23 protein-coding genes are annotated in these 25932 nt (G+C 74.3%); 13 read left to right on the top strand and 10 right to left on the bottom strand.

Annotation, left to right across the window (positions count from 1 at the left end; translation table 11 throughout):
- Positions 1-279 precede the first annotated feature (279 nt).
- From OG286_RS10450 to OG286_RS10440, 3 genes are all read left to right on the top strand, one after another.
- Complete coding sequence (locus OG286_RS10450) at positions 280-768, top strand: hypothetical protein (RefSeq protein ID WP_396319683.1); 489 nt, start codon at positions 280-282, stop codon at positions 766-768.
- On the top strand, positions 765-2357 hold the full coding sequence (locus OG286_RS10445; protein ID WP_396319684.1) for a multicopper oxidase family protein: 1593 nt from the start codon (positions 765-767) through the stop codon (positions 2355-2357). The genes OG286_RS10450 and OG286_RS10445 overlap by 4 nt, the downstream gene beginning before the upstream one ends.
- 335 nt (positions 2358-2692) lie before the next feature.
- Positions 2693-4054 carry a DUF2252 domain-containing protein gene (locus tag OG286_RS10440; RefSeq protein WP_396319685.1) on the top strand — a complete coding sequence of 454 codons (1362 nt, stop codon included), beginning with the start codon at positions 2693-2695 and terminating at the stop codon, positions 4052-4054.
- 35 nt (positions 4055-4089) lie between these two features.
- On the opposite strand, the gene OG286_RS10435 is transcribed toward OG286_RS10440, so the two are convergent.
- On the bottom strand, positions 4090-5028 hold the full coding sequence (locus tag OG286_RS10435) for an LLM class flavin-dependent oxidoreductase (RefSeq protein ID WP_396319686.1): 939 nt from the start codon (positions 5026-5028) through the stop codon (positions 4090-4092).
- A gap of 86 nt (positions 5029-5114) precedes the next feature.
- Here OG286_RS10435 and OG286_RS10430 point away from each other — a divergent pair, with 86 nt between their 5' ends.
- Entirely contained in the window at positions 5115-5876 is a 762-nt protein-coding gene (locus OG286_RS10430) for a helix-turn-helix domain-containing protein (RefSeq protein WP_396319687.1), read from the top strand.
- Here OG286_RS10430 and OG286_RS10425 read toward each other — a convergent pair.
- Positions 5855-6277, bottom strand: a complete 423-nt coding sequence (locus OG286_RS10425; RefSeq protein WP_396319688.1) for a hypothetical protein — start codon at positions 6275-6277, stop codon at positions 5855-5857. The two genes, OG286_RS10430 and OG286_RS10425, sit on opposite strands and share 22 nt — an antisense overlap.
- Before the next feature lie 363 nt (positions 6278-6640).
- Between OG286_RS10425 and OG286_RS10420 the strand changes: the two genes are divergently transcribed.
- A complete protein-coding gene (locus OG286_RS10420) occupies positions 6641-8194 on the top strand; it encodes a hypothetical protein (RefSeq protein ID WP_405365105.1) in 1554 nt (517 codons plus the stop codon).
- A 351-nt stretch (positions 8195-8545) separates the two neighbouring features.
- Here OG286_RS10420 and OG286_RS10415 read toward each other — a convergent pair whose 3' ends face one another.
- From OG286_RS10415 to OG286_RS10405, 3 genes are read right to left on the bottom strand one after another with little or no spacing between them, the layout of a single operon-like run.
- On the bottom strand, positions 8546-10081 hold the full coding sequence (locus OG286_RS10415; protein WP_405362103.1) for a Clp protease N-terminal domain-containing protein: 1536 nt from the start codon (positions 10079-10081) through the stop codon (positions 8546-8548).
- Positions 10078-11397, bottom strand: a complete 1320-nt coding sequence (locus OG286_RS10410) for a tetratricopeptide repeat protein (protein WP_405365103.1) — start codon at positions 11395-11397, stop codon at positions 10078-10080. Before OG286_RS10410 ends, OG286_RS10415 begins: the two co-directional genes overlap by 4 nt.
- Position 11398: 1 nt before the next feature.
- Positions 11399-11749 carry an effector-associated constant component EACC1 gene (locus tag OG286_RS10405; protein WP_396319692.1) on the bottom strand — a complete coding sequence of 117 codons (351 nt, stop codon included), beginning with the start codon at positions 11747-11749 and terminating at the stop codon, positions 11399-11401.
- A gap of 114 nt (positions 11750-11863) precedes the next feature.
- Between OG286_RS10405 and OG286_RS10400 the strand changes: the two genes are divergently transcribed.
- The gene (locus OG286_RS10400) at positions 11864-12454 is read left to right on the top strand and encodes an HAD family hydrolase (protein ID WP_396319693.1); all 591 of its coding nucleotides are present in this window, start codon (positions 11864-11866) and stop codon (positions 12452-12454) included.
- A gap of 70 nt (positions 12455-12524) precedes the next feature.
- On the opposite strand, the gene OG286_RS10395 is transcribed toward OG286_RS10400, so the two are convergent.
- Entirely contained in the window at positions 12525-13442 is a 918-nt protein-coding gene (locus tag OG286_RS10395) for a diacylglycerol kinase (protein ID WP_396319694.1), read from the bottom strand.
- A gap of 64 nt (positions 13443-13506) precedes the next feature.
- Positions 13507-15129 (bottom strand): FAD-binding oxidoreductase, encoded by a 1623-nt coding sequence (locus OG286_RS10390; RefSeq protein ID WP_396319695.1) that lies wholly within the window; start codon positions 15127-15129, stop codon positions 13507-13509.
- A 20-nt stretch (positions 15130-15149) separates the two neighbouring features.
- Between OG286_RS10390 and OG286_RS10385 the strand changes: the two genes are divergently transcribed.
- Together OG286_RS10385 and OG286_RS10380 are read left to right on the top strand one after the other, a co-directional pair.
- The gene (locus OG286_RS10385) at positions 15150-15812 is read left to right on the top strand and encodes a TetR/AcrR family transcriptional regulator (protein ID WP_405362109.1); all 663 of its coding nucleotides are present in this window, start codon (positions 15150-15152) and stop codon (positions 15810-15812) included.
- Positions 15813-15939: 127 nt separating this feature from the next.
- The gene (locus OG286_RS10380) at positions 15940-17526 is read left to right on the top strand and encodes a glycerol-3-phosphate dehydrogenase/oxidase (protein ID WP_405362111.1); all 1587 of its coding nucleotides are present in this window, start codon (positions 15940-15942) and stop codon (positions 17524-17526) included.
- A 31-nt stretch (positions 17527-17557) separates the two neighbouring features.
- Here the strand turns inward: OG286_RS10380 and OG286_RS10375 are convergent, their stop codons facing one another.
- Both OG286_RS10375 and OG286_RS10370 read right to left on the bottom strand, forming a co-directional pair.
- Positions 17558-17851, bottom strand: a complete 294-nt coding sequence (locus tag OG286_RS10375) for a hypothetical protein (RefSeq protein ID WP_396319698.1) — start codon at positions 17849-17851, stop codon at positions 17558-17560.
- Positions 17852-18035: 184 nt separating this feature from the next.
- Positions 18036-18815, bottom strand: a complete 780-nt coding sequence (locus OG286_RS10370; RefSeq protein ID WP_405362113.1) for an SDR family oxidoreductase — start codon at positions 18813-18815, stop codon at positions 18036-18038.
- Between the two features lie 112 nt (positions 18816-18927).
- On the opposite strand from OG286_RS10370, the gene OG286_RS10365 reads away from it, so the two are divergent.
- Both OG286_RS10365 and OG286_RS10360 read left to right on the top strand, forming a co-directional pair.
- Positions 18928-19833, top strand: coding sequence for a LysR substrate-binding domain-containing protein (locus OG286_RS10365; protein ID WP_396319700.1), 906 nt, complete (start codon positions 18928-18930; stop codon positions 19831-19833).
- 199 nt (positions 19834-20032) lie between these two features.
- The gene (locus tag OG286_RS10360; RefSeq protein ID WP_396319701.1) at positions 20033-20608 is read left to right on the top strand and encodes a TerD family protein; all 576 of its coding nucleotides are present in this window, start codon (positions 20033-20035) and stop codon (positions 20606-20608) included.
- A gap of 29 nt (positions 20609-20637) precedes the next feature.
- Here the strand turns inward: OG286_RS10360 and OG286_RS10355 are convergent, their stop codons facing one another.
- Positions 20638-21981 carry an FAD-dependent monooxygenase gene (locus tag OG286_RS10355; protein ID WP_396319702.1) on the bottom strand — a complete coding sequence of 448 codons (1344 nt, stop codon included), beginning with the start codon at positions 21979-21981 and terminating at the stop codon, positions 20638-20640.
- Between the two features lie 199 nt (positions 21982-22180).
- Between OG286_RS10355 and OG286_RS10350 the strand changes: the two genes are divergently transcribed.
- The 3 genes from OG286_RS10350 to OG286_RS10340 all read left to right on the top strand — a co-directional run bounded on the left by OG286_RS10350 (position 22181) and on the right by OG286_RS10340 (position 25799).
- Positions 22181-24220, top strand: a complete 2040-nt coding sequence (locus OG286_RS10350; protein ID WP_405362117.1) for an FAD-dependent oxidoreductase — start codon at positions 22181-22183, stop codon at positions 24218-24220.
- A gap of 34 nt (positions 24221-24254) precedes the next feature.
- On the top strand, positions 24255-24812 hold the full coding sequence (locus tag OG286_RS10345; protein WP_405365101.1) for a PadR family transcriptional regulator: 558 nt from the start codon (positions 24255-24257) through the stop codon (positions 24810-24812).
- Positions 24813-25082: 270 nt separating this feature from the next.
- Positions 25083-25799: a hypothetical protein gene (locus tag OG286_RS10340; protein ID WP_405365099.1), complete on the top strand. Its 717-nt coding sequence runs from the start codon at positions 25083-25085 to the stop codon at positions 25797-25799.
- Positions 25800-25932: the final 133 nt, after the last annotated feature.

Genomic DNA, 25932 nt, shown 5'->3' with positions numbered 1-25932 from the left:
ACCGCCGAGGGTTCACGGACGAACGGGCGGTGCGCGATCTCGGCGCACCGCCCGTTCGGGTGAGAAATCGGCCCCGGACCGGCGCATTGGGGTGGTCGCCGGAGACAACGCCCCTGAGGTGCGCTGATCGTGATGTCCGATCAGCTACGCTCGCCGCCGCGCCGCCCGTGGCCGAGCCGCCTCCGGCGGCGTTTCCCGTTCCCCTGCCGGCCCCCGTGCCCGCTCCGCGTACCCGTGCCCGTCCCGCCGCCACCCCGGCCTAGCAGAGAGAAGCCCTCCATGAGCAGTCCTCCCGTGGCCCCCGCGCCCCGCTGGCCGCTGATCCTGCTGCGGGCGAGCGCCACCGCGTCGGCCCTCCTGGCCCTCCTGCAGACCGTGCTGGCCGGCGGATTCCTCAACGGCCACTACGAGGCGCTCTCGATGCACGCGGCGGGCGCGACGGCGCTGGCCGCCGTCGTGGTCTGCCAGCTGGTGTCCGGGGCGCTGATCGTGTGGCCCGGCCGCGGCCCGCGCCGGCCGCTCGGCGTCGCGGCGCTGCTGACGGCCGCGGTCATGCTGCAGACCGGCCTCGGCTACAACCGGGCGGTGGGCCTGCACGTGGTGGTCGGGGTGCTGCTGGTCAGCGGCGCCCTGTTCGCCCTGACCGGCGCCTGGCGGCAGCCGCTGCCGGCCCGCCCGGCGGCCCCCGCCGGAGCGGACGGCCCCGGGGACCCCGACGGCGCCGGCCTGCTGCCCCGGCCGGGCGGGCACGTGGAGGCGGCCCAGTGAGGCGCCGCCGGTTCCTGGGCATCGGCGCGGCCGCGGTCGGCGCGGGCACGCTGGGGGCGTTCGCCGTCCCGGCCGCCGCCCGCCTGCTGACCGAAGGCCGGCCGGGTCTGCTGCTGAACAGCACGGTGCCGCTGCCGGAGGCGTTCCAGGTGCCGCTGCCGGTGCCGCCGGTCCTGCGGCCGGTGAGCAGCGACGGCGGCACCGACCACTACGAGATCACCCAGAAGGCCGCCCGGCTGGAGATCCTGCCCGGCCTGCGCACCGAGACGTGGACGTACGGCGGCAGCTACCCCGGCCCGACGCTGGCCGTCCGCTCCGGCCGGCAGACGGTGGTGCGCCACCGCAACGAGCTGCCGGTGCCGTCGGTGGTCCACCTGCACGGCGGGCACACCCCGGCGGAGAGCGACGGCTACCCGATCGACCTGATCCTGCCGTTCGGGTCCGACAGGTCCCTTGCCGCGCCGGGCATGGCGGGCATGGCGGGCATGCCGGGTATGGAACACCCCGCCGACCTCCCGCTCGGCCGGATCACCGACGGCGACCGCAGCTACACCTATCCCGGCAACCAGCGCGCGGCCACGCTCTGGTACCACGACCACCGGATGGGCTTCACCGGTCCCGGCATCTGGCGCGGCCTGTCCGGCTTCCACCTCGTCCACGACGACGAGGAGGACGCCCTGCCACTGCCGCGCGGCGACCGCGACCTCCCGCTGATGCTCGCCGACCGCGCCTTCGCCGAGGACGGCTCCTTCCGCTACCCGGCCGTCGACCCCGCGCTCGCCGTCCCCGGCGTCACCGACGACTACATGAACGGCGTCCTCGGCGACGTCCTCCTGGTCAACGGCGCCCCCTGGCCCCGGCTGGACGTGGACCGCGCCCGCTACCGGCTGCGCCTGCTCAACTCCTCCAACGCCCGCCTCTACCGCCTGGAGCTCGACCCGCAGCCCTCCGGCGGCGGCGCGCTGGTCCAGATCGGCGGCGACGGCGGCCTGCTGGAGGCCCCGCTCGCGCACGACGCCGTCGAGATCGCCCCGGCCGAGCGCTTCGACATCGTGGTCGACTTCTCCCGCTACCCGCCGGGGACGTCCGTCCGCCTGATGAACCGGTTCGGCAGCGAGCGGACCACCGAGGTGATGCGGTTCGACGTCTCCTCCCGCACCGTCTCGGACGACTCGGCCGTGCCCGAGCGGCTCTCCGACTTCGAGCGGCTCGACCGGGCGGCCGCCGTCACCACCCGCACCTTCGGGTTCCGCCGCAGCCGCAGCGACGGCTGGACCATCAACGGCCAGCCGTACCAGCCGGGCCGCGCCCTCGCCCGGCCCGCCCTCGGCACCACCGAGATCTGGCGCTTCTTCACCGACGTCCACCACCCCGTCCACCTCCACCTGGACCCGTTCCAGGTGCTCTCCCGCAACCGTGCGGACCCGGGCCCGTACGACGCCGGGTGGAAGGACACCGTCGACCTGCGGCCGGCGGAGTCGGTGGAGGTGCTGGTCCGGTTCACGGACTACCCAGGGACGTACATGCTGCACTGCCACAACCTGGAGCACGAGGACATGGCGATGATGGCGGACTTCGTGGTCGAGTGAGGGCCTTCGGGTCCTTCGGTGGGCCGGCGGGGCTTTCCGGGGTCCGCCGGGGCCGCCGTGGCTTTCCGTGGCTTTCCGTGGCTTTCCGGAGCCGCCGTGGCCGTGGGGGCCTCACCTGTTCGGCCGAGTGCGGGCGGGCGGGGATGCCGCGCACCCGTCCACGCCTCGACATGCCGGGCCCCGGCAGGTGACCTACCGTCGCGAAGAAGGGAGATGACACCTGCCGAGCGGGATGCCACGTGCGGGCAGAGCCGCCACCCGCCGACCCCCGACGCCGCCCGCCGACCGGGACGCCGCCCGGCGGAAGAGCCGCCCCGCCGACCGAGGAGCCGCGCATGACCACTTCCGCCGAACGCCGCCGGCGTGGCCGGGCCGCCCGTGACCGGGTCTCGCGCTCCGCCCACGGCCGCTGGATCCCGGCCGCCGACCGCCCGGACCCGATCGTCGTGCTGGAGCAGCAGGCCGTCGACCGGGTCCCCGAGCTGCTGCCGATCCGCTACGGCCGGATGGCCGACTCCGCCTTCGCCTTCCTGCGCGGCTCCGCCGCCGTCATGGCGGCCGACCTCGCGGCCGGCCCCGACACCGGCATCACCGTCCAACTCTGCGGCGACGCCCACCTGTTGAACTTCGGGGTGTACGCCTCGCCGGAGCGCGCGCTGCTCTTCGACCTCAACGACTTCGACGAGACCTACCCGGGGCCGTTCGAGTGGGACGTCAAACGTCTCGCCGCCAGCGTCGCCGTCGCGGCCCGGGACAACGGCCACGACGAGGAGCGCGTCCGCCGGGCCGCGCTCGCCGCCGTGCAGGGCTACGTCAGCGCGATGCGACGGCTGGCGGCGATGGGTGAGCTCGACGTCTGGTACGCCCGGATCGACTCCGAGGACCTGCTCCCGCTCGTCCGCAAGCCCAAGCACCGCAAGCAGGTCGAGGCCGGACTCGCCCACGCCCGCCGCCGCACCAGCCTGCAGGCCTTCGGGAAGCTCACCGAGGAAACGGAGGACGGCCGGCGCCGGATCATCAGTGAGCCGCCGCTGATCGAGCCGCTGCCGAGGAACGAGCTCCGCCGCGTCGGCAAGATCTTCAGCGACTACCGCGCCACCCTGGCCGAGGACCGCGGCGTCCTGCTCGACCGCTTCCACTTCGTCGACGTGGCCAGCAAGGTGGTCGGCGTCGGCAGCGTCGGCACCCGCTGCTTCATCATCCTGCTGGAGGGCCGTGACACGGAGGACCCGCTCTTCCTCCAGATCAAGGAGGCCGGCCGGTCCGTCCTGGAGGAACATCTGCCGACCACCCGCCCGCACGCCGAGGCGCCGATCGCCCACGGGGGTCAGCGCGTCGTCACCGGTCAGCGCCTGATGCAGGCCGCCAGCGACATCTTCCTCGGCTGGACCACCGGCCCCGCCGGTCGTCACTTCTACGGCCGCCAACTGCGCGACATGAAGGGCTCGGCGGACGTCGCCGACATGACGCCATCCGCCCTGCGCGCCTACGCCGACCTCTGCGGCCGTGCCCTGGCCCGGGCCCACGCCCGCTCCGGCGACCGCCTGGCCATCGCCGGCTACCTCGGGACCGCCGACACCTTCCCCGAGGCGATCGCCGACTTCGCCGGCCACTACGCCGACCAGACGGAGGTCGACCACGCCGAGCTGCTGGCCGCCATCGCGGACGGCAGGGTCGCGGCCCGGCGCGAGATCTGACGCATGATCACATGGGCCGCGGCTCGGGCGGGAGCTCAGGCAAGCCCGGGCAGGAGCTCGGCGAGCCGCCGGAGCTGCTCGCGATGGGACGGCAGGCCGAGCGCGCCGAGCCGGGCGACGACGTGGCGCGCGCCCGCGTCCCGGTAGCGGGCGAGCCCGGCCGCGACGTCCTCCGGGGTGCCGGTGACCACCGCCTGGATCTTCTCCAACTCCACCAGCGGCATCCCGTAGTTGGCGTGCGCGTAGGCGTCCAGCGCCTCGCGGCCGCTCGCCACGTCCGTGTCCACGCGGACGGAGACGAACAGCGCCGGGGTGATGTCCGCCGCCGGACGCCCGGCATCGGCCGCCGCCTTGTGGACGTCCGCCAGCCCCGAGCGGTAGTCGGCCGGGTCGGGTGGGTAGGGCAGCCAGCCGTCGTACAGCCGCCCGGTGCGGGCGAGTGCCGCCGGCGTCGCGCCGCCGAGCCAGACCGGCGGGCCGCCCGGGCGGAAGGGGGCGGTCGCGGCCGGGATCGCGGCGAAGTCGTGGAACTCGCCGTGGAACGAGCCGGCCCCGCTCCACAGCGCCCGCCAGAGCGCCACCGTCTCGTCCAGCCGGGCGAACCGGCGCGCCCACGGCACCTCCGACAGCTCGTACAGCGGCTGCCCGAACCGCCCGGGGAAGCCCGCCCCGACCGCCACCGCCAGCCGGCCGCCGGAGAGCAGATCGACCGAGGCGAGCGCCTGCGCCGCCTGGATCGGCCGGCGCAGGAACGGCAGCAGCGCGCCGGTGCCGAGGGTCACCCGCTCGGTCACCGGGGCGAGGGCGGCCAGCATGGTGAGCGTCTCGATGCGCGGGCTGAGCAGGGAGTCGTTGGCGAAGAGCGAGGAGTAGCCCGACTCCTCGGCCTGCCTGGCGAAGGCGATCAGCTCGCGCGGGTCGCTGTCGGTGCCCCACTGGGCCTTGCCGGTCGGGAGAAGTACGCCGATGTCCATGCCGGTGATCGTCCCCGGTGGCCGGTAGTGCCACAATTCCCTTGAAGGAATGGCGAGTACGCCGTGACTGCGGTTACAACTGGCCTGTGGAATTCTCCCAGACGCTCCGCGAGCGCCGCACCCGCAGCCGTATCAGCCAACTCGACCTCGCCACCCGCGCGGGCACCACCCAGCGGCACCTCAGCTTCATCGAGTCCGGGCGCTCGGTGCCCGGCCGGGGCATGGTCGTCCGGCTGGCCGAGTCCCTCGACCTGCCGCTGCGTGAGCGCAACGAGCTGCTGCTGTCGGCCGGTTACGCCCCCGCCTACCCGGAGAGCCGGCTCGACAGCCCCGACCTCGCCCCCGTCCGGACGGCCATCGAGCACATCCTCGCCGGCCATCAGCCCTATCCCGCCCTGGTGGTGGACCGGAGGGGCGATGTCGTCGCCGCCAACGCCGCCGTCGACCTGATCACCGAGGGCGCGGCCCCCGAGCTTGTCGGCCCCGGCACCAACGCCTACCGCCTCGCCCTCCACCCCGACGGCCTGGCCCCGCGCATCCTCAACTTCGCCGCCTGGGCCCGCCACATCGTGGAGCGGACGGCGCACCTCGGCGAGCTCCACGCCGAACTGGCGTCGTACGTGCCCGAGCTGGAGGACATCGGGGCCGACCACCTGGGCTTCGCGGTGCCGCTGCACCTGCGTACCTCGCGCGGCGACCTCCATCTGATGACGACGGTCACCACCTTCGCGACCGCCGTCGACATCACGCTCGCCGAGCTGAAGCTGGAGGCCTTCCTCCCGGCGGACGAGGCGACGGCGGCCGCGCTGCGGGCCGAGAGCGGCACTCAGGCGCCGGGAAACATGTAGTCGGTGGTGACCCGGTCCTCGTCGTCGAGCAGCAGGACCTCCAGCCCGCTCCCGACCGGCTCGCCGCCGTCGACGGGGACCATCTCCCAGGTGAACCTGAGGCAGTCGCGGAGCCGGACGGCGGTGTCCCGCGCCCGGAAGGTGAACTCCCCGGGGGCGACGAACTCCCGGTGGCTGCGGGAGACCCGGGTCTCGATCGCGTCGTACCCCGCCGCCTCCAGTGCGGTGTCCTCGAAGCCCAGCTCGGCGGCCCGGTCGCGGATCTCCACCGGCGGCTGGAGGACGTGGACGCCGCCCTCCGCCCAGACCAGCTCGATCGCCTTGCGGCGCAGAGCCGGGTCGGGCTCGGTCCAGAGGGCGATGTAGCGGTCGGCGATCTCCTGTGCGGTGAGGGTGGTCATGGTGTGCTCCTCGCGTTGTGTCGGCGGTGTGCCCGGACGACACCCATCCTGCGGGGGGCGGGTGATGGCAACAATTCCCGGCGGGGAATGGCCCGGCGACCGGCGGGGTGGCCACCCCGCCGGTCGGCGGAATGACACGGTGCTGACACCCGCCAAAGGTCCGGTGCGGGGGATCCGCCGCACCCCAACTCGGTTGCCAGTGACCTTGATTGACGAGCTCTTGACGATTTGTTCACAGTTTGCATGTCTTCGACAATCTTATTCCTCGTCAGTAACATGGCGTGTGCGCGGCTGTTCGAGCCGCTGCTGAAGCCACTGGTCCCGGGCGCCCGTGTGCGCGTCCGCCACTTCGAAAGAGCTTCGTTGAAGAGTCCCCTCGGCACGGCGGTCCGCCCTGCCCTCGTTTCGCTGTTGCTGCTCGGTGTCGCTGCGTGCGGCCCGACATCGGGCGCGCAGCAGGCCGCCCCGGCCACCTTTGAGCCCGCCGGCGCCGTCGCCCCGGCCACCGCCTCCTCGCCGGCGAGCCCGTCGGCGGCGCGGGCGTCCGGCGCGCCGCACGCCCACGCGTCCAGCCCGGCCGCCGCCGCGCCGAGCTCCGGCCGCCCGGCGGCCGGCAGCCTTCCGGTGACGGCCGCCCAGCCAGGCGTCCGGCAGGCGGCCATCGGCGCACCCGGGAAGGACGGCGCGGCCGTCGCCCCGGAGGCGAAGAGCCTCCAGCTCACCGCGTACGACCCGGCCGCCGGCACGGCGGTCCTGGCGGCTGCGGGCGGCCCCTCGGCCGGCCCGTCCGCGACCGCCTCGGCGAGCGCGTCGGCGAGCTCGGCCGCGAGCCCGTCGTCGGCCCCGTCCGTGGCGCCGACGCCGGCCGACGTCGTCAAGCCGGGCCAGCTCCTCGCCAGCCCGCCGACCGACGCCGCGCCGCAGGGGGCGCTGGTCGCGGTCACCGCCGTGAAGTCCGCCGGTGGCGGTTCCGTCACGGTGTCCACCCGGCCGGCCACCCTCTCCGAGCTGCTCGGCAACGCCGAGGCGGACGGCAAGGTCCCCGTCGACCCGGCGGCGATCAAGGTGACGCCGCTGGTCAAGGACCTCAAGGCGACCGTCGCCCGGGAGAACGGCACCACCAAGGCCGACGCCTCCGGCACCCTGGAGGTCGACGTCAAGGCGCCGATCCCGCTGCCCGACGGCCTCAGCGCCGACGCCTCCGCCTCGCTCCAGCTCCACCCGGCCCTGCACTTCGCCTACCACGGCGCCGGCATCGGCAGCCCGCGCACCGCCTCGATCGGCTTCGACCTGGGTGCCCACGCCCAGTGGAAGGTCAGCGGCGACCTCGCGCGCAGCACCGGCTCCGCGCCGATCCGCCTGCCGTTCGCCAAGCTCCAGGCCAGCCCGGTCGTCACGGTGGCCGGCCTGCCGGTCGTGGTCAACCTCGGGCTGACCTGCTACCTGGAGATCGGCGCCGACGGGAAGATCCACGTCGAGGCCGAGCAGGAGATCACGGGCACCTGGGCCGTGCACGCCGACTACACCGGCGGACGCGGCTGGACCTCCTCCACCGACGCGGCCGACACCAAGGTCTCCCCGGTGCACGTCCGCCTCTCCGGCACGGCCGCCGTCCGCGCCGCCCTCGCCGCCGAGGTCAGCGTCGGCCTCTACGACACGGTCGGCGTCGAGGCCACCGTCGCCCCCTACCTGCGGGCCCAGGCGGACGGCTCGCTGGCCGTCGACGTCCCGGGTGGCACACCGCAGCTCCAGGGAAGTTGGGCCCTCCTCGGCGGCGTCGACCTGAACGGTGCGCTCACCGCCCACCTGAGGATCTTCGGCACCCCGATCGTCGAGGGCAAGCTCCCGCTGCCGCCGTTCCACCGCGAATGGCCGCTGCTCTCGGGCGCGTTGCCGTCGGCCTCGCCGAAGAGCTGAACCACTGCCGAAACCGTGAACCCCGGGCCGATCGCGTCGGCCCGGGGTTCACTGCTGTCGTGGTCTCGACGGACGGTGACGTGGGTGTCCGCCCAGCCGGTGTCGCTGCCGCCCCGGGTGGGTCCGGGGTATTCGAGGTGACGTGCGCCGTGGCGGTGACGCCGGTGCCAACGGTGGCGATCGCGCGGACCCGGAAGGTGCGCCGCGCACCGGCCGGGAGGCCGCCGATCCGCCAGGTGAGTTCGGTGGGCGTGCGCTGCCGGGCAGGCGGCGTGACGGATGCGGTGGTCCCGCGCGGGCTTTCGCCGCTGCAGAGGAGATCGGCCCGGCCGACTTCCTGGGCGCGGGGGCTCAGCTCATCGCCCAGACATCAGGGTCGTGTGGGCCGGGCTGTGCGGGCCGGGCCGGCGGTCGGGTGTGAGGGACGGTTGTGGCCAGCAGGCCGGTATAGGCGGTGAGGGCCTCCGTCACCTCCGCGGCGGTGACGCGGCGGCCCGGAGGGCCGTCCGGCGCGGTCTTGCGGCGCTGCTCGGCGAGTGCCGCCGTGAGGCTGTTGACCACCTCGCCGTAGTGGCGTGCCAGGACGAGGTCCTGCGACGCGGTGGCCGAGTCGAGGTGACGCCGGCGTTCGGCGAGCTCCAGTTCGTAGGCGTCGGCGACCGGATCGGCGTGTGGAGCGACCGTGCGGGCGCCCGCCACGGCGGCCGCCTGGTCGAGCAGGTCGATCGCGGAGCCCGGCAGGGCCTGGCCGGGCAGGTGTTCGCGGGCCAGGGCGGCCGAGGCCTGGAGCGCTTCGTCGGTGATCGCCACATGGTGGTGCTGCTCCAGCCGGGGACGGGCGCGCGTGAGGATCTCCTGTACCTCGTTCCCGGAGAGCGCGTCGATCTCCAGTGGTTGGAGGAGCCGGTCGAGGCTCGGGTCCGGTCCCCGGCGGCGGAACTCCGACGTGGTGCAGGCCGCGATGACGGAGACGCCGGCGCAGGCGAGCGCGGGCCGGAAGAAGGCCAGGGTCTCTGCTCTGCCGTCGGGGGTGTGCAGGACGGTGAGCGCGTTGTCGAGGAACAGGATGAGGCCGTCACTGCGCTGGAGCTCGGCGAGCAGACCGGACATCAGCTCGGCGAACCGGCCGTGGTAGTGGGGATCGGTGAACAGGGTTCCGGCGTCGAGCGAGTGGACGCGTCGGCCGGCGGCCGCCGCCGGCGCTGTGCCGGCGGCCGTGGCGTGGGCGAGTCCGGCCACGATGCTCGCCTTCCCCACCCCGGGGTCGCCGACCAGCAGCGGGACGTTCCGCTGCCGCCGGGAGAGGATCTGGATGATCCGCTTGATCTCCGTCGTCCGGCCGACGACGGGATCGAGTTCGGAGACGAGTGCCGCCCGACTGAGGTCGCGGGAGAACCGGTCCAGCAGCGGCGTCGCGGCAGGCGGTGGCGGGCCCGGATCGGCCGCGGAGCCTGACAGGGCCAGCACCTGCCGGCGCAGGCGGTTGGGGTCGACGCCCATTTCGGCCAGGACCTGGATGCCGATGCCGTCGCCCTCGCGGAGCAGGCCGAGCAGTATGTGCTCAGTGTCGACGTGGCTGCGGCCCAGGCGCACGGCCTCCCCGGACGACAGTTCCAGGGCCGTCTTCGCCCGGGAGGTGAGGGGGATGTACCCGGCCATGGCCTCCTGGCCCTGGCCCATGAGCTCCACGACCTTCCGGTGGACGGAGCTGTAGGAGAGGCCGAGGCTGTTCAGGGCTTCGGCAGCGGTACCCAGACCTTCGTTGAACAAGGCCAGCAGGAGGTGCTCGGTTCCCACGCAGGTGTGCCTGAGCATCCGGGACTCGTGCTGAGCCAGGCCGATGACCCGTCGAGCGTCGTCGGAGCCGAGGATGTTGGCTGTGTTCATCCCCTCGCCTCATCGTCGCCGAGAGCCGCCAGATCCGCCCGCGCCCGCCGTGTGTGCGGGTGGTCGGGGCCCAGCACCCGCTCCCGCTCCGCCACCAGCTGCCGCAGCAGCGCCGCCGCCTCGTCGGCCGCCCCGGAGAGTGTGAGGTTGCGGGCAAGCATGTGCCGGGTGCGAAGCGTGTGTGCGTGCTCGACGCCGAGGACGCGGCTGCGGTCGGCGAGCAGGACGCGGAGCATGGCGACGGCCTCCTCCCGGTCGCCCGCCTCGCCGAGGTTGACGGCGAGGAACTGCCGGGTGCGCAGGGTGTCCTCGTGCTCGGGGCCCAGTACGCCGTTCTGGTCGACCAGGAGCAGCCGCAGCAGGCGGGCCGCCTCGGCGGGGTCTCCGGCGCCACCGAGACTGTGGGCGTGGGACTGCCGGCCGAGCAGGGTCTCCGCGTGCTCGGGGCCGAGGACCCGGACCGCCTCGTCGAGGAGGGCGCAGAGCGTGTCCGAAGCCCCCTTCCAGTCACCGAGCGTGCCCTGACTCACCGCCGAGACGCGCCGCCTGCGCAGCTCTCGCTCAGCCGTTGCCGCGTACGCGCGGTTGACGCCGAGGGCGGTCAGGCCCGCCGTCCGGGTGCCGCGGTTGAGCGGAACCGGCAGGCCCTCGGCCGTCATCGTGGCTGCGAGCCGCCGGTAGAGGTCATCCACGGTGAGCAGTTCGGGGCCGCCCGCCACACCCTCGCGCAGCAGGCGGATCAGCCGTCCGGAGAAAGCGGTGTGGTCCTCCCCGGGCAGCGAGAGGGCGACCTGGTCGCGCTGGGCGGAGGTCAGGACGTACGTCCCCTCGACCTCCAGGCGGTTGAGCCGGTCATCGTCCCCGCCCGCCATCGAGTCGGTGACGACCCGGCCGGAGAAGCAGCAGTCGAGGATGATGATCTTCGCAGCGGCCCGGCTGTCGAGCACCGCACCGCGCAGCTTGTCGTACTCCAGTGAGCTGAACCACGGCGTCTCGAACGCGCTGTCCGGCAGGGCCAGGTAGAGGTCGTGCCGGCGTCCGGCGACCAGTCCGTGCCCGGCGTAGTAGACGAGCAGCAGGTCCTCGGCCTCCTGCACGGCGGTGTGCAGCCGTTGGCCGATGCTGCGCAGGTCGCCGTCGTCCAGCAGTACCGTGCAGTGGCCGGTGGGCACCAGCCCGTGGAAGGGGTCGGTGAACAGGTCGGCGAGGTCGTTGATCGTCTGCCGTACGGCGGCGAGGTCCGGGAGTTTCGGGTCGGAGTAGCTGCCGGCGCCGATCAGGACGATCCGGGACCGCTGGGGATCCGGAAGACGCACGTCACTCCTGCTCGGGTGCGCCGCCGTCCAGTACCTGGCGCAGGACGGCCTCCAGGTCCTTGCCGCGGATCCGCTTGGCGTCGAGCTCGACGGTCTCGCCGCCCGGCCGCCGGATCTTCAGCCGGACGTCGCTTCGCTTGGGCTGGGCGAACCAGGTGCGCAGTGAGGCGGCCAGCACCGAGACGGCGCCGCCGGCCCCAACCGCGACCGTCACGAGGTCCGCCACCGAGCCGAGTTCGCCCGGTGCCGGCGCCGCACCGGTCAGAGTGACGCCGGCCAGCCCCGGTTCCCCCCGAAGCCAGTCCGCGAGCGACTCGGCCTCCGCGGCGGTCTGCTCACCGGTCACCGACATGTGCACGTCCACGGCGCCCCCCAAGTGGCCTGGAAATGAGAAAAAGTCGACGCCGAAGTCTACTTAGCCGGGTGGCCCGCAGGCCCGGAAACGGGCGGGAGATAGCCTGGCCCGGTGATCATCCCGCTGCCGCCGGGCGAGTTCCGGGCCTACCTGTTCGACTGCGACGGCACCGTCGCCGACTCCATGCCGCTCCACTACCGGGCCTGGAAGCAGGCGCTCGACGAGTGGCACTGCGTGTTCCCCGAGGAGCTCTTCTACGCCTGGGGCGGCCGGACCGTCGCCGGCATCATCGCCTCGCTCAACGAGGAGCAGGGGCTGGCGATGCCGGTGGAGGCCGTCGCGCGCCGGAAGGAGGACCTCTACGGCGAGCTGTTGCCGCAACTCACCGCCGTGCCCGGCATTCTGGCGCACGTCGAGCACGCGCACGGCCGACTGCCGAGCGCCGTGGTTTCCGGCAGCACCCGGGAGTCCGTCACGGCGTCGTTGGCCACCCTCGGGCTGCTCGACAGGTTCGACCTGCTGGTCTGCGCCGGCGAGTACACGAAGGCGAAGCCCGACCCCGAGGCCTTCCTCCTCGCGGCGGAGCGGCTCGGGGTCCCGCCGCAGGGCTGCCTCGTCTTCGAGGACACCGACCTGGGGATCGAGGCCGCGACCGCCGCCGGCATGGCGTCCGTGCGCGTCCCCCCGCCCCAGGAGCGCTGAGCGGCGCGGAGGCGGGCGCAGGAGGCCGGCGGGGCCGGCCTCCTGCGCCGGGGGCGTCGGCATTCTCCGGTCAGGCCGGGGCGAGCAGGTGGAGGGCGCCCGGGGCGACGGTGACGTCGATCGGCAGCGCCGCCATGAACTCGCCGTCCGCGTAGGCGGTGATGCCCGGCGACTCGATGCGGAGCGAGGCCGTGCGGTGGGTGGTCACCTCCGGGCGGTCGACGTGCGTGCCCTTGAAGAGGGTGGGGAAGAAGCGGGCGATCCTCAGCCGCGGCATGGCGGCGACGAGGGTGAGGTCGAGCAGGCCGTCGGCGGGGTCGGCGGTAGGGCAGATGAGCATGCCGCCGCCGTAGCTGCTGGTGTTGCCGACGGCGGCCAGGGTGAGGTCCTGTTCGATGACCGTGCCGTCGGCCAGGGTGATGCGGAAGGGCAGTGGGCGCAGGTTGGCGAACTCGACCAGGATGGCGAGGTTGTAGCGCATCCGGCCCCGCGGCCAGCGGAGCCGGTTGGTGCGGTCGCTGACGAGGGAGTCGAAGCCGCTGGCGAGGACGGAGCCGAACCAGCGTGACGTACCGTCGGAGGCCGTGACCCGCCCGAGGTCCACGGCACTGGTGTGGCCGGCGGCGATGACGTCGGCCGCGGCCTCGGGTGCGCCGCGCGGCAGCCCGTACGCGCGGGCGTGGTCGTTGCCGGTGCCCGCCGGGACGACGCCGAGCGGGACGCCGGTGCCGGCCGCCGCCTGGAGGCCGAGGTTGATCATGCCGTCCCCGCCGACCACCACCAGCGCGTCGCAGGTGCCGGAGGAGACGGCGGCGTGGGCCAGCCGGAGGGACTCCTCCGGCGAGGAGCCCGCCCGTTCGTCCACCTCGACTCCGAGGGCGCGCAGGCGGGCGGTGGCGCGGCGGGCCGCCGGCTCGGCGTGGCCGGCGGCCGCCGCGGGGTTGGTGAGGAGGACGACGCGGCGGACGGCGCCTCTCGGACCGCTCATGCGCCCACCTCGCTTCGTCCGGCGCGAGCCCGGGCCCGGGCGCATCCCTCGACCGTTCGCCCGCTCAAGGGATCAGCTTTCCGGGGTTGAGGATGCCTGCCGGGTCGAGCTCGGCCTTGACCGCGCGCAGGATCCGGATGCCCAGCTCGCCGATCTCGTCGGCCATCCAGGGCCGGTGGTCGGCGCCGACGGCGTGGTGGTGGCTGATGGTGCCGCCGCCCGCGACGATGGCGTCCCCGGCGGCGCGCTTGGCGGCGGCCCACCGGGTGAGCGGGTCCTCGCCGAGGGCGGCCACGACGGTGAAGTAGAGCGAGGCGCCGGTCGGGTAGACGTGCGAGATGTGGCAGAGGACGAGCGCGCCGGGGAGGGCCCCGGTCAGGGCGGAGGTGACGGCGAAGCGCAGGTCGGCGAGCCGGCGCCAGTCCGTCGCCGTCTCCAGCGTCTCGCAGAGCGCGCCCGCGGCGAGCAGCGAGTCCCGCAGGTACGGGGCGCTGAACCGGCCGTGCTCCCAGGCCCGGGCGGGCGCTTCGCCGAGGGAGGTGCCGCCGGCGGCCAGCAGGACGGTCCGGGTGAGCTGGTGGCGGGTGGCGACCTGTTCGGCGGTGCCCTCGAAGACGGTGACCGCCAGGCAGCCGCTGACGGCCGGCTCGCCGCCGATCTTCTCCGTCATGGCCAGGTTGACCATGGTCTCGGCCTCGTCGGAGAGCCGGATGACGGTCGGGCCGGTGTCCTGCTGCTCGACGGCGCGCAGGGCGGCCGCGCCGGCGGCGAAGTCCGGGAAGGACCAGGCCTCGTAGGCCTTCACGGCGGGCACCGCGTGCACCCGCACCCGGACGGCGGTGATCACGCCCAGGGTGCCCTCCGAGCCGAGGAAGAGCTCGCGCAGGTCGGGGCCGGCGGCGGAGGCGGGGGCGCGGCCGAGGTCCAGGACGCCCGCCGGAGTGACGACGCGCAGGCCGCGCACCATCTCGTCGAAGCGCCCGTACCCGGCGGAGTCCTGGCCGGAGGAGCGGGTGGCGGCGAACCCGCCGATGGTGGCGAAGCGGAAGCTCTGCGGGTAGTGGCCGAGCTCGAAGCCGCGCTCGGCGAGCAGTGCCTCCGCCGCCGGGCCGGTCAGGCCCGCGCCGAGGACGGCCTCGCCGGAGGTCTCGTCCAGGTCGAGGAGCCGGTCGAAGCGGCGCAGGTCGAGTGAGACGACGGCGGTGAGCCCGCCGCGCTCCGGGTCGAGCCCGCCGACCACGCTGGTGCCGCCGCCGAACGGCACGACGGCGATCCGGCGCTCGGCGCAGAGCGCGAGCAGCGCGGTGATCTCGTCCTCGCTGCCGGGCAGCACGACGGCGTCGGGCGCGTCCTGCGGCTCGCGGCTGCGGCGGCGCAGCAGGTCGGGGGTGGACTTGCCGCCGGACCGGGGGAGGCGGTCGGCGTCGGCGGCACTCACGTGGGCCTCGCCGACCACGGCGGCGAGCGCCTTCAGGTCGTCCTCGGCCAGCCGCGAGGGGTGCAGCACGACCTCGTCGGCGGCCGGGCCGGGGGCGGCGTCGCCGGTGACGCCGAGGGCGGCGGTGAGCAGGGCCTTGATGTCGGCGGACAGCTCCTTGGCGAGGGCCGGGTCGCCCCAGGCGTCCCACTTCATCGGGGGGAGCGGCAACGCGGCGCCGGCCGGTCCCGCTTGCTTCTCAGGTGCCATGCGTTACAGTTTCACACATCATGTCAAGTAGTAACGCGAGCTCAGGCGGTTCCCACGGCACAGGCACCCCGGGTGGCCCTGGCGTTCCGGGCACCCCCGGCACCCCCGGCGGCGCCCCGGAGCCCCGCTCCACCGACGACGCGATCCTCGACGCCGCCGCCGAGCTGATCGTCCACCTCGGCGTGCGCCGGACCCAGTTGGCCGAGATCGCCCGCCGCGCCGGGGTCAGCCGGCCGACCGTCTACCGGCGCTGGCCGGACGTCCGGGCGGTCATCGGGGCGCTGCTCACCCGCGAGATCCGGGCCACCCAGGAGACGGTGGCACTCGCCGGCGAGGACCGCGAGGCCCTGGTGGACGGGGTGGTCGAGGTCGCCGTCCGGCTGCGCGACCACCCGGTGCTCGGCGCCCTGCTGCGTTCGGCCGACTCCGACACGCTCTTCGAGTACGTCGTGGAACGGCTCGGCACCAGCCAGCGCGGCCTGATCGAGGCGCTGCGCGCCGGCATCGAACAGGGGCAGGCCCACGGCTCGATCCGGGCCGGCGAGCCGGTCGAACTGGCCGCCATGGTGCTGCTGATCGCCCAGTCCACCGTGCAGTCGCACCGCATGGTTGCCGCGCTGCTGTCCGAGGAGGCCTGGCGGCGCGAACTGGCCCGGGCCCTGAACGGGTACCTCGCGCCGTGAGCCGTCACGAGCGCGCCATGACCGGCCGTGCTGCCGGGACCTGCCGGGGCGCCGGGGCCGACTGGGCCGTCACGGCCGGCCGGAGCACCGCAACCGATCGGAACACCGCGACGAACGGAGGCACCAGATGACCACCGCCGCAGGGCCCTATGCCGGAACCACCCGACTCGACGCCAGGCGCAGGGAGTTGGAGCTCGACGCGCTCACCGCCGGACCGGCCGTCGACCTGCTGGTGATCGGCGGCGGCGTCACCGGCGCCGGGGTCGCCCTGGACGCGGCCGCCCGCGGCCTGCGCACCGTCCTGGTCGAGGCCCGCGACCTCGCCTTCGGGACGAGCCGGTGGAGCTCCAAGCTGGTCCACGGCGGCCTGCGCTACCTCGCCTCCGGACGGGTCGGGGTGGCCCGGGAGAGCGCCGTCGAACGCGGTGTGCTGATGACCCGCACCGCCCCGCACCTGGTCCGCCCGATGCCCCAACTGGTGCCGCTGCTCCCGGGGTTGATGAGCCGAGGGCAGGCCTCGCTGGTCCGTGTCGGGTTCGTCGCGGGCGACGCGCTGCGGCTGAGCGCCGGGACGCCGGGCGGGTTGCTGCCCCGGGTGCGCCGCGTCGGCGCCGAGCGCGCCCGCCAACTGGTGCCCGGCGTCAGGGCGGAGGGCCTCACGGGTGCGCTCGTCGCGCACGACGGCCAACTGGTCGACGACGCACGGCTGGTGGTGGCGCTGGCCCGGACGGCCGCGCAGTACGGCGCCACCGTGCTGACCCGGGTGCGGGCGGAGGAGGTCACCGGCACCTCGGCCCGGCTGACCGACGCCCTTACCGGCCGGTCCCTCACCCTCGCCGCCCGCGCCGTGGTCAACGCCACCGGTGTCTGGGCCGGTGACGTCGACCCGTCGATCAGGCTGCGGCCCAGCCGCGGCACCCATCTGATCGTCGACGCGGCCGCCCTCGGCCGGCCGGCCGCCGCGCTCACCGTGCCGGTGCCGGGCTCCACCAGCCGGTTCGTCTTCGCGCTGCCGCAGCAGCTCGGCCGGGTCGCGATCGGCCTCACCGACGAGGACGCGCCCGGCCCGATCCCGGACGAGCCCCAGCCGACCGAGGGTGAGCTCGCCTTCCTCCTCGACACCGTCAACGCCGCCCTGCAGACCGCGCTGACCCGGGCGGACGTGCGCGGCGCCTACGCCGGGCTGCGGCCGCTGATCGACACCGGCGGCGGCGCCACCGCCGACCTCTCCCGCCGGCACGCCGTGCTGGAGTCCCCGTCCGGCGTGATCACCGTGGTCGGCGGCAAGCTCACCACCTACCGGCGGATGGCCGAGGACGCGGTGGACACCGCCGCCCGCCTGCGCGGCCTGCCCGCCCGCGCCTGCTGGACGGCCCGGCTGCCCCTGGTCGGCGCACCCACCCACCGCGACAGCCGTCCGGCGCCCGAGGGCGAGGTGCCCGCCTCGCTGCTCGCCCGGCACGGTGGCGCGGCCCGCGAGGTCCTGGCGGAGGGGACGGCCCTCGGCGCCGGCTACGCGGCGCCCGTCGCGCCCGGTATCGACGTCACCCGCGCCGAGATCGCCTATGCGGTCACGCACGAGGGCGCGCTGGACGCCGACGACGTGCTCCACCGCCGGACCAGGATCGGTCTGGTGGCGGAGGACGCCGACCGCGCCCGGGCCGCCGTCGAGGAGATCGTGGCGGAGATCGCCGCGGAGGCCGGACAGGCGTGAGGGCTCGTCCGGTGCCGGCCGCGCGGAGCCCTCAGTGCTCCGTGTGTTCCGGCATCGGGTGGGCGGCGCCGCCCAGCTCCAGCAGACAGGTGAGCGGCTGCTCGGGCGCCCCGGTCCGCTCCAGCCGGACGGCGAGCGGCACCGGCGGCTCCTCGGCCAACTGGGCGGCGAGGGTGAGCGGGTAGACGCCGTGCCCGTGCACGCGGTGGAAGGCGAGCTCCTTGCCGTCCACCAGCAACTCGGTCTCGGTGATCCAGCCGGACCGGACGTTCACCGTCACGGAGTGGTTGCCCCGGTCGAGGTGGAAGCTGTGCCGCTGGCGCATGGGGACCTCCTGGGGGACCCGTGCAGGGGAGCGGGAGCGGGAGCGGTGCGCGAGCGCCGCACGGTCAGTCTACGTCCGGTCACTGCGGCAGGCCCGGGCCGACGGGCGCCTCCGGCATGCGGCGAGGTGCCCCTGCGGGCGGGGTGCGCGGCCGGGCCGACGGCCGCTCACGCCGGTGGGTGCCTCACGCCAGGCGGCCGCCGCCGTCCACGTGGAGGACGGTGCCGGTGACGAAGGGGCTGGTCATGGTGAACAGGACGGCGCGGACGAGGTCCTCGGTGGTGCCGACACGGCGGGCCGGGTTGCGTTCGGCGATCGAGCGCAGGAACGGCTCCTTGTCGGCGCCCATGCGGTCCCAGGCGCCGCTGTCGACGATGCCGGGGGAGACCGCGTTGACGCGGACCGGGGCGATCTCGACGGCGAGGGCCTGGACGAGGAACGCCAGCGCGCCGTTGGTCGTGGCCATCACGGTGCGGGCGGGGGCGGGGCGCCAGGCGGCGACGCCGGAGAAGAAGGTGAAGGACGCGCCGTCGGCGGTGCCGGTGGCGGCCTGGCCGGCGAGGTGCTTGGCGAGCAGCAGCGGACCGTAGACCTTGGCGGCGAACGCCCGCTGGACGTCGGCGAGTTCGAGCTCGGCGAGCGGTCCGTTGGCGGGCGTCGCGGCGGTGGAGACCAGGTGGTCGAAGCGGCCGGTGGCGCTCGCCAGGGCCGCGATGGAGGCCTCGTCGGCGAGGTCCACCGGGACGACCTCGGCCGGGCCTGCGAGCTCTCCGGCCGTCCACTCCAGCTTGCGCGGGTCGGGGCCGGCCAGGACCAGTTCGGCGCCGGCCGCGGAGGCGGCGCGGGCGAGGGCGCGGCCGGTGTTCGAGCCGGCGCCGACCACGACGATGCGGCGGCCGGAGAGGCCGGTGGAGGGGAGGGCGGTGTAGCGGTGGTCGGTGGAGGGGAGGTCGGTGGAGGTCATGACGGTGGCTCCTGTCAGGGGGTGCGGAGGGGACTTCGGTACGTCCGACCTTCCACCGGCACCCGCCGATGAGTCCAAGGCTTCTTTTCTCGCCCACCCATAAACTCCGTGCATGGCTACACTGCGACAGCTCGAATACCTGGTGACCGTCGTCGACACCGGTTCCTTCACCCGTGCCGCCGAGCAGCTGCACGTCACCCAGCCCGCGCTCTCGCACCAGGTGCGGGCGTTGGAGCGGGCCGTCGGCGGCACCCTGCTGGAGCGGCTGCCGCGCGCCGTCCGGCTGACGCCGATGGGTCGGGCCGTCCTGCCGCACGCCCGGGCGGCGCTCGCCGACGCCGAGCGGTTGCGGACGGCGGCCCGCCGTACCGCGGGGCTGGACGGCGGCGAGCTGGAGCTGGCCACCGTCTACTCGGTGAGCCTCGGCATCCTGCCGCCGGTGCTGCGCGCCTGGCGCCGGCTCCATCCGCAGGTGCGGATCCGGCTGCGGGAGTACGCCCACAACGACGAGCTGCGCGCCGCGCTGGCGGCCGGGCAGGCGGACGTCGCGGTCGGCACGCCGCCGGCGGACTGGGAGGGGCCGATCCGGGAGCTCGGCGTGGAGGAGTTCGTCCTCGCCCTGCCCGTCGAGGAAGAGTTGAGTGATCGTCTCGTCATCGGCCTGGCCGACCTGTCCGAGCGCGACTGGGTCCACTACGCGCCCGGCAACGGGCTCGCGGATCTGCTGGACCGGGCCTGCGCGGAGGCCGGTTTCCGGCCGCGGGCCGCGGTGCGGACGGAGCAGACCGCGGCCGCACCGCTGCTCGCCGCCGCAGGGCTCGGGCCCGCCCTGGTGCCCGCCAACATCGTGCCGCCGGGTTTCGACGGCCTGGTCCGGCGGCCCGAACCGCCGGTGCGGCGCCCGCTCGCCGCGTACACCCGGACCCGGCCGGATCCGCTGACGGCGGCCTTCGTCGAGCTGCTGGCCCGGCAGGCGTGCCTGCTGCCGCCGCACGTTGCCGAGCTGCTGGCGGCATGAGGGTGCCGATGGGCTCGACCGCCGCGAGACCCGGGGCCGCTCCCGCCGCCCCCGGGCGCACCCGCCCCGCGGCCCCGCGCCCCCGCACCCCGCCCCCGTGCGCCCCACGTCTCGCGCTCCCGCATCGCTGCAAGCGGATTCTCGTGATCTCTACAGTGTTGTAGATTCTTGGGCAGGGAGAGCAATCGAGGAGGGCATCGTGGGAGTTTCGCTGGCCAAGGGTGGCAATGTCTCGCTGACCAAGGAGGCGCCGGGCCTGACCGCCGTCATCGTCGGCCTCGGCTGGGACGTGCGCACCACCACCGGGGCCGACTACGACCTGGACGCGAGCGCGCTGCTCTGCAACGCGCTCGGCAAGGTCGTCTCGGACCAGCACTTCGTCTTCTTCAACAACCTGCGCAGCCCCGAGGGTTCGGTCGAGCACAGCGGTGACAACCTGACCGGTGGCGGCGACGGCGACGACGAGCAGATCAAGGTCGACCTGGACGCGGTGCCGGTCGACGTGGCCAAGGTGGTCTTCCCGGTGTCGATCTACGACGCCGACGCCCGCCTGCAGAGCTTCGGGCAGGTCCGCAACGCGTTCATCCGGATCGTCAACCAGGCCAACGGCCAGGAGATCGCCCGGTACGACCTCACCGAGGACGCCTCGACCGAGACCGCGATGGTCTTCGGCGAGCTGTACCGCAACGGCGTGGAGTGGAAGTTCCGTGCCATCGGCCAGGGTTACGCCTCCGGCCTGCGCGGCATCGCCACCGACTACGGCGTCAACGTCTGAGGCGATGCCGGCGGCAGGCCGGTGAACTCCTACTCCGCCCGCGGATTCTGACGGAGGGTCGGCGGCCGCCCGATGGCGTGGCCGCCGAACCCGCCGGTGCCGGCGACCTGCTGCTGCCACCAGGCGATCATCGACGCCTCGTCCATGGCCGACCAGTCGGGCGCCCCGGTCACCTGGGCCTGCCCGAGCCGGCGCCCCACCTCGACGGTCTCCTGCCCGACCACGCCGCGTTCGGCGTCGTACGCGGGCAGCAGTTCGGCCCAGGAACGGGCCGTGCGCCACGTCTCCTCGAAGGCGCAGGCGTCCTGCAGCGCCTTGACGACGCCGCTGGTGTTGTGCGGGCGGACCACGGTGGCCGCGTCCCCGGCCAGCAACAGGCGGCCGGCGGTGCGGCGCGGGACGGCCAGGTCGTAGATCGGCTGCAGGAAGGTCCGCTCACGCGGGGTGAGGGTGACCACCCCCGCCCAGTACGGCGGCAGGTGCCGTTCGGCCAGTTCGGCCAGCTCCTCGAACCGGGCGGCGGTGAGCGTTCCGGCCGGGATGCTGGTCGCATCGTCCAGCCGCAGCCAGGACGGCGTGGGGGCGTAGAAGACCCAGTTGACCTGGGTGGAGCCGGGCTCCAGGCCCGGGATGCGGTAGAGCACCACCTGGCCGCCGGGGTAGCAGACGGTGATCACCTCGCCCTCCGGCCAGAGCGCCGCGCCGCCGGGCAGCACGTCCAGCAGCCCGGCATCGAAGCTGCCGCGCCAGCAGACGTACCCGGCGTAGGCGGGCCGGGCCCCGGGGAAGGCGGATTCGGGGCAGACGGCCTCGCGGACCACCGAGCGGTAGCCGTCGGCGCCGACCACCAGGTCGTACGTCTCGCGTCCGCCGCCGGCGCTCTCCACCCAGGCCTGCCCGCCGTTGCCGCTGTTCCCGTTCCTGCTGTTCCCGTTCCCGCCGTCCCCGTCCGTGCCTCCCACCGCGGTGACCGCGTCGCCGAGGCGGAAGGTGACGCTGTCGGGGGTGCGTTCGCGCAGGGCCTGCCAGAGCACACCCCAGTGGTAGGAGTGGAACGGCATCTCCTGTGCCCAGAGCAGCCGCCCGCGCGGGCTGCCCCCGCCGGTGGCGCCCGTCCCGCCCCCGCGCCCTTCGCGGGTGAGCCAGTGGCGGTGGCTGAGCCGGTGGTGCCGGATGCCGTCGTCCAGGTGGCCGGCCCGGACGAGTTCGTCGTAGCGGGGGTCGAGGACGCAGAGGCCGACCCCTCGGTCCTCCAGCCGGCCCGGGCTCCGTTCGAGGACCACCACCTGTTCTGCCCCGCCCCGCGCGGCGGCCCGCGCGAACGCGCACCCCGCGATGCTGCCGCCGACCACGGCTATCGACCCGCCCCGCACTGCCGCCCCCTCCCCGGGGGTCCGCTGTGAAACCCCCTGTCGCGCAACGACCATACGCGTGTTCGGCGGTGGGCTGACGGGCTGTCAGTGATATTCGGCGGGCACGGTGCGGATTCCGGTTATGCAACTTGTTGCATAGAGCCCGACGCTTCCCCTACCGTGTGGTAACAAAGAGCCGCCCCGCCGCCAGGAGACGTCGATGAGCACCACCGCCCAGCCGCCCTACCCCCACCTGCTGAGCCCGCTCGACCTCGGCTTCACCACCCTCCCCAACCGCGTGATCATGGGCTCGATGCACGTCGGCCTGGAGGAGGCCCCCGGCGGCTTCGACCGGATGGCCGCCTTCTACGCCGAGCGCGCCCGCGGCGGCGTCGGCCTGATCGTCACCGGCGGCATCGCCCCCAACGAGGCCGGCCGGCCCTGGGGCGGCGGCGCCATGCTCACCACCGAGGCGGAGGCCGACCGGCACCGCACCGTCACCGACGCCGTGCACGCCGCCGGCGGCCGGATCGCGATGCAGATCCTGCACTTCGGCCGCTACGCCTACCACCCCGACCTGGTCGCCCCCAGCGCCCTCCAGGCCCCGATCAGCCCGTACGTGCCGAACGCGCTCGACCCCGGGCAGGTCGAGCAGACCATCGAGGACTTCGTCCGCTGCGCGGCCCTCGCCCAGCGCGCCGGGTACGACGGCGTCGAGATCATGGGCTCCGAGGGCTACCTGATCAACGAGTTCATCGCCGCCGCCACCAACCGGCGCGAGGACGAGTGGGGCGGCTCCTACGAGAACCGGATGCGCTTCCCCGTCGAGATCGTCCGCCGTGTCCGCGAGCGGGTCGGCCCCGACTTCATCCTGATCTACCGCCTCTCCATGCTCGACCTCGTCCCCGGCGGCTCCACCCTCGCCGAGGTCGTCCGGCTCGCCCAGGCCGTCGAGGCGGCCGGCGCCACCATCATCAACACCGGCATCGGTTGGCACGAGGCCCGCATCCCGACCATCGCCACCTCCGTCCCGCGCGGTGCGTACGCATGGGTGACCAAGAAGGTGATGGGCTCGGTCACCGTGCCCCTCGTCGCCGTCAACCGCATCAACACCCCCGAGATCGCCGAGGAGTTGCTCGCCGACGGCTGCGCCGACCTCGTCTCGCTGGCCCGGCCGCTGCTCGCCGACGCCGACTTCGTCGCCAAGGCGCAGGACGGCCGCGCCGCCTCCATCAACACCTGCATCGGCTGCAACCAGGCCTGCCTGGACCACACCTTCAGCGGGCAGATCACCTCCTGCCTGGTCAACCCGCGGGCGTGCCACGAGACCGAACTCGTCCTCGCGCCCACGAAGGTGCGCAAGCGGATCGGCGTCGTCGGAGCCGGACCGGCCGGCCTCGCCTTCGCCGTCTCCGCCGCCGAACGCGGCCACGCCGTCACCCTGTTCGACGCCGCCGACACCGTCGGCGGGCAGCTGAACATCGCCCGGCGGATCCCCGGCAAGGAGGAGTTCGACGAGACCCTGCGCTACTACCGCACCCGGCTGGCCGAGTTGGCCGTCGAGCTGCGCCTCGGCGCCATGGTCGACGCCGGGCAGCTGGCCACCGAGGGCTTCGACGAGATCGTCCTCGCCACCGGCGTCAGCCCGCGAACCCCGGCCGACCTGCCGGGAGTCGACCACCCGAGCGTGGTCGGTTACCTGGACGTGCTGCGGGACGGCGCCCCCGTCGGCGAGCGCGTCGCCATCCTCGGCGCCGGCGGCATCGGCTTCGACGTCGCCGAGTACCTCACCGACCAGGGCGACGCCGCCAGCCTCAACCCGCCCGTCTTCCACCGCAAGTGGGGCATCGACCCCGAGTACCGGGAGCGCGGCGGCCTCACCAGCCCCGAGCGGCCCAAGCCCCCGCGCAGCGTCCACCTGCTCCAGCGCAAGACCACCAAGGTCGGCGCCGGCCTCGGCAAGACCACCGGCTGGATCCACCGCACCGAACTCAAGCACCGCGGCGTCACCATGGTCGCCGGCGCGAGCTACGAACTGATCGACGATGCCGGCCTGCACTTCGCCGTGGACGGCGAACGGCAGCTGCTGCCCGTCGACACCGTCGTCCTCTGCACCGGCCAGGAGCCGCGCCGCGACCTCGACGCCGCCCTGCGCGAACTCGGCCTCACCCCGCACCTGATCGGCGGCGCCGACGTGGCCGCCGAGCTCGACGCCAAGCGCGCCATCAAGCAGGGCACCGAGCTGGCCGCCGCGATCTGATCCGCTGGTGGGGCGGACCTCTAGGATCGACCCCATGTCGCTGCCGCACGCCATCCTCACCGCCCTGCTGGAGAAGCCGTCCTCGGGGCTGGAGCTGACCCGGCGGTTCGACAGGTCGATCGGTTTCTTCTGGTCCGCCACCCACCAGCAGATCTACCGCGAACTCGGCCGCCTGGAGACCTCCGGCCTGATCCGGGCCCTTCCGCAGACCGGCCCGGTGCGCGGCCAGAAGAAGGAGTACGAAGTCCTGCCCGCCGGCCGCGCCGAACTCGAACGGTGGACGGCCGGCGGGGACGACCCCAAGACCGTCCGCGAACCCCTGCTGCTGCGCCTGCGCGCGGCGGCGGTGGTCGGCACGGCCGGGCTGGAGGCCGAACTGGCCCGGCATCTCGCCCTTCACCGTACGCAGTTGGCCGACTACGAGGAGATCGAGCGGCGGGACTTCCCGCCCGAGAAGGCGGCCGGGGAGAACCGGCTCCAGCACGCCGTGCTGCGGGCGGGTATCGGGCTGGAGGCGTTCTGGGTGGAGTGGCTGACGGAGACGCCCGCCGCGCTGCCCGGTGCTTCCGCGCCGCCGGGCCCTCCTGCGTAGCCCGGTGGTTCGAGTCGGCCCGATGCTCCTGCGCAGCCCGGTGCTCCCGCGCGGCCCGGCTCCACTGCGCGGCCCGGTGCTTTGAGGCGGCCCGGTTCTCCTGCGCAGCCCGGTGCTCCCGCGCGGCCCGCTGACCCGTCCTGACCTGCGCTTCTGCCGTCAGGGCGGGCGGTGGGGCGGCCCCGGTGCGACACTGGGTGCCTGTCCCTGTCCGACTCCTGATCGGGGGCCCGCATGTCCCGTTCGCGGCCTCTCCTCGCTCTTGCCGCCGTGGCCGTGGCCACCGCCGTCACCCTCGGCACGGCCGGCAGCGCCACCGGCGCCGCCCCACCGGCCACGCTCACCGTCCGAGTGGCCCCGGCCGAGCAGTTGCCCACGGCGGACCAGTTGAAGGCGGCCCTGCTCACCGCCGCCGAGCTCGGCCCCGACTTCACCGAGGCCCCGGCGGGCGTCGGCCCCTCGCCGAGCGGCGGCGCCTCCCCGGTCGCCGGCTGCGACGTACTGCGCGCCCTGCTGAACCGGAGCGGGGCCCAGGCCTCGCCACAAGCCCCGCATCAGGAAGTCGAGTTCGACGGCCCCGACGGCAACCCGATGGTGACCGAGTCGCTCACCGCCGAGGACTCCGCCCGGCTCACCACCGACTTCGCCACCGTCACCGACGCGTTCGCCTCCTGCCACAGCCTCACCTTCAACGACGACGCCGGCGGGGCCGTGACCTTCACCGTCACCCCCATGACCCTCGGCGACCGCCAGGGCGCCCCCGCCGTCCGCCTCGACGGCACCCTGGGCGGCGTCCAGCTCAACGGCTACATCGCCGTCGAACGCTTCGGTTCCGTCGCCATGTCCTACGGCTTCTTCCAGCGCGACGACGGGTCCTCCCAACTCGCCTCCCTCTACTACCGCGCAGCCGCCGCCAAGGCCGAGCGCACCCTCGGCAGCACGGCCGGCAGCGCCACGGCTCCGGCGGCCCCGGCAGCCCCGGCCTGACCGGGCGGCGAAGGCCCGGGCGACCGGTGCGTGTCCCGCTGGGCGTGCCCTGTCGCACTGCGGCGAGGCTTATGACAACACCATTGACGTGTTGAGCGCGGCGGCGCTTTCATGGGCGCCACGGTCCCGACGC

The sequence above is a fragment of the Kitasatospora sp. NBC_00039 genome, assembly GCF_045160625.1.
GTDB lineage: Bacteria > Actinomycetota > Actinomycetes > Streptomycetales > Streptomycetaceae > Kitasatospora.
Note: the sequence above shows the minus strand (reverse complement) of the source record. Positions and strands in the feature narration are given on the sequence as shown.

Coding starts and splice junctions, on each gene's coding strand:
- OG286_RS10365 (WP_396319700.1), top strand. CDS start 18,928: ATGGCTACACTGCGACAGCTCGAATACCTGGTGACCGTCGTCGACACC.
- OG286_RS10440 (WP_396319685.1), top strand. CDS start 2,693: ATGACCACTTCCGCCGAACGCCGCCGGCGTGGCCGGGCCGCCCGTGAC.
- OG286_RS10380 (WP_405362111.1), top strand. CDS start 15,940: ATGACCACCGCCGCAGGGCCCTATGCCGGAACCACCCGACTCGACGCC.
- OG286_RS10385 (WP_405362109.1), top strand. CDS start 15,150: ATGTCAAGTAGTAACGCGAGCTCAGGCGGTTCCCACGGCACAGGCACC.
- OG286_RS10375 (WP_396319698.1), bottom strand. CDS start 17,851: ATGCGCCAGCGGCACAGCTTCCACCTCGACCGGGGCAACCACTCCGTG.
- OG286_RS10370 (WP_405362113.1), bottom strand. CDS start 18,815: ATGACCTCCACCGACCTCCCCTCCACCGACCACCGCTACACCGCCCTC.
- OG286_RS10345 (WP_405365101.1), top strand. CDS start 24,255: ATGTCGCTGCCGCACGCCATCCTCACCGCCCTGCTGGAGAAGCCGTCC.
- OG286_RS10405 (WP_396319692.1), bottom strand. CDS start 11,749: ATGTCGGTGACCGGTGAGCAGACCGCCGCGGAGGCCGAGTCGCTCGCG.
- OG286_RS10450 (WP_396319683.1), top strand. CDS start 280: ATGAGCAGTCCTCCCGTGGCCCCCGCGCCCCGCTGGCCGCTGATCCTG.
- OG286_RS10390 (WP_396319695.1), bottom strand. CDS start 15,129: ATGGCACCTGAGAAGCAAGCGGGACCGGCCGGCGCCGCGTTGCCGCTC.
- OG286_RS10435 (WP_396319686.1), bottom strand. CDS start 5,028: ATGGACATCGGCGTACTTCTCCCGACCGGCAAGGCCCAGTGGGGCACC.
- OG286_RS10415 (WP_405362103.1), bottom strand. CDS start 10,081: ATGAACACAGCCAACATCCTCGGCTCCGACGACGCTCGACGGGTCATC.
- OG286_RS10350 (WP_405362117.1), top strand. CDS start 22,181: ATGAGCACCACCGCCCAGCCGCCCTACCCCCACCTGCTGAGCCCGCTC.
- OG286_RS10395 (WP_396319694.1), bottom strand. CDS start 13,442: ATGAGCGGTCCGAGAGGCGCCGTCCGCCGCGTCGTCCTCCTCACCAAC.
- OG286_RS10425 (WP_396319688.1), bottom strand. CDS start 6,277: ATGACCACCCTCACCGCACAGGAGATCGCCGACCGCTACATCGCCCTC.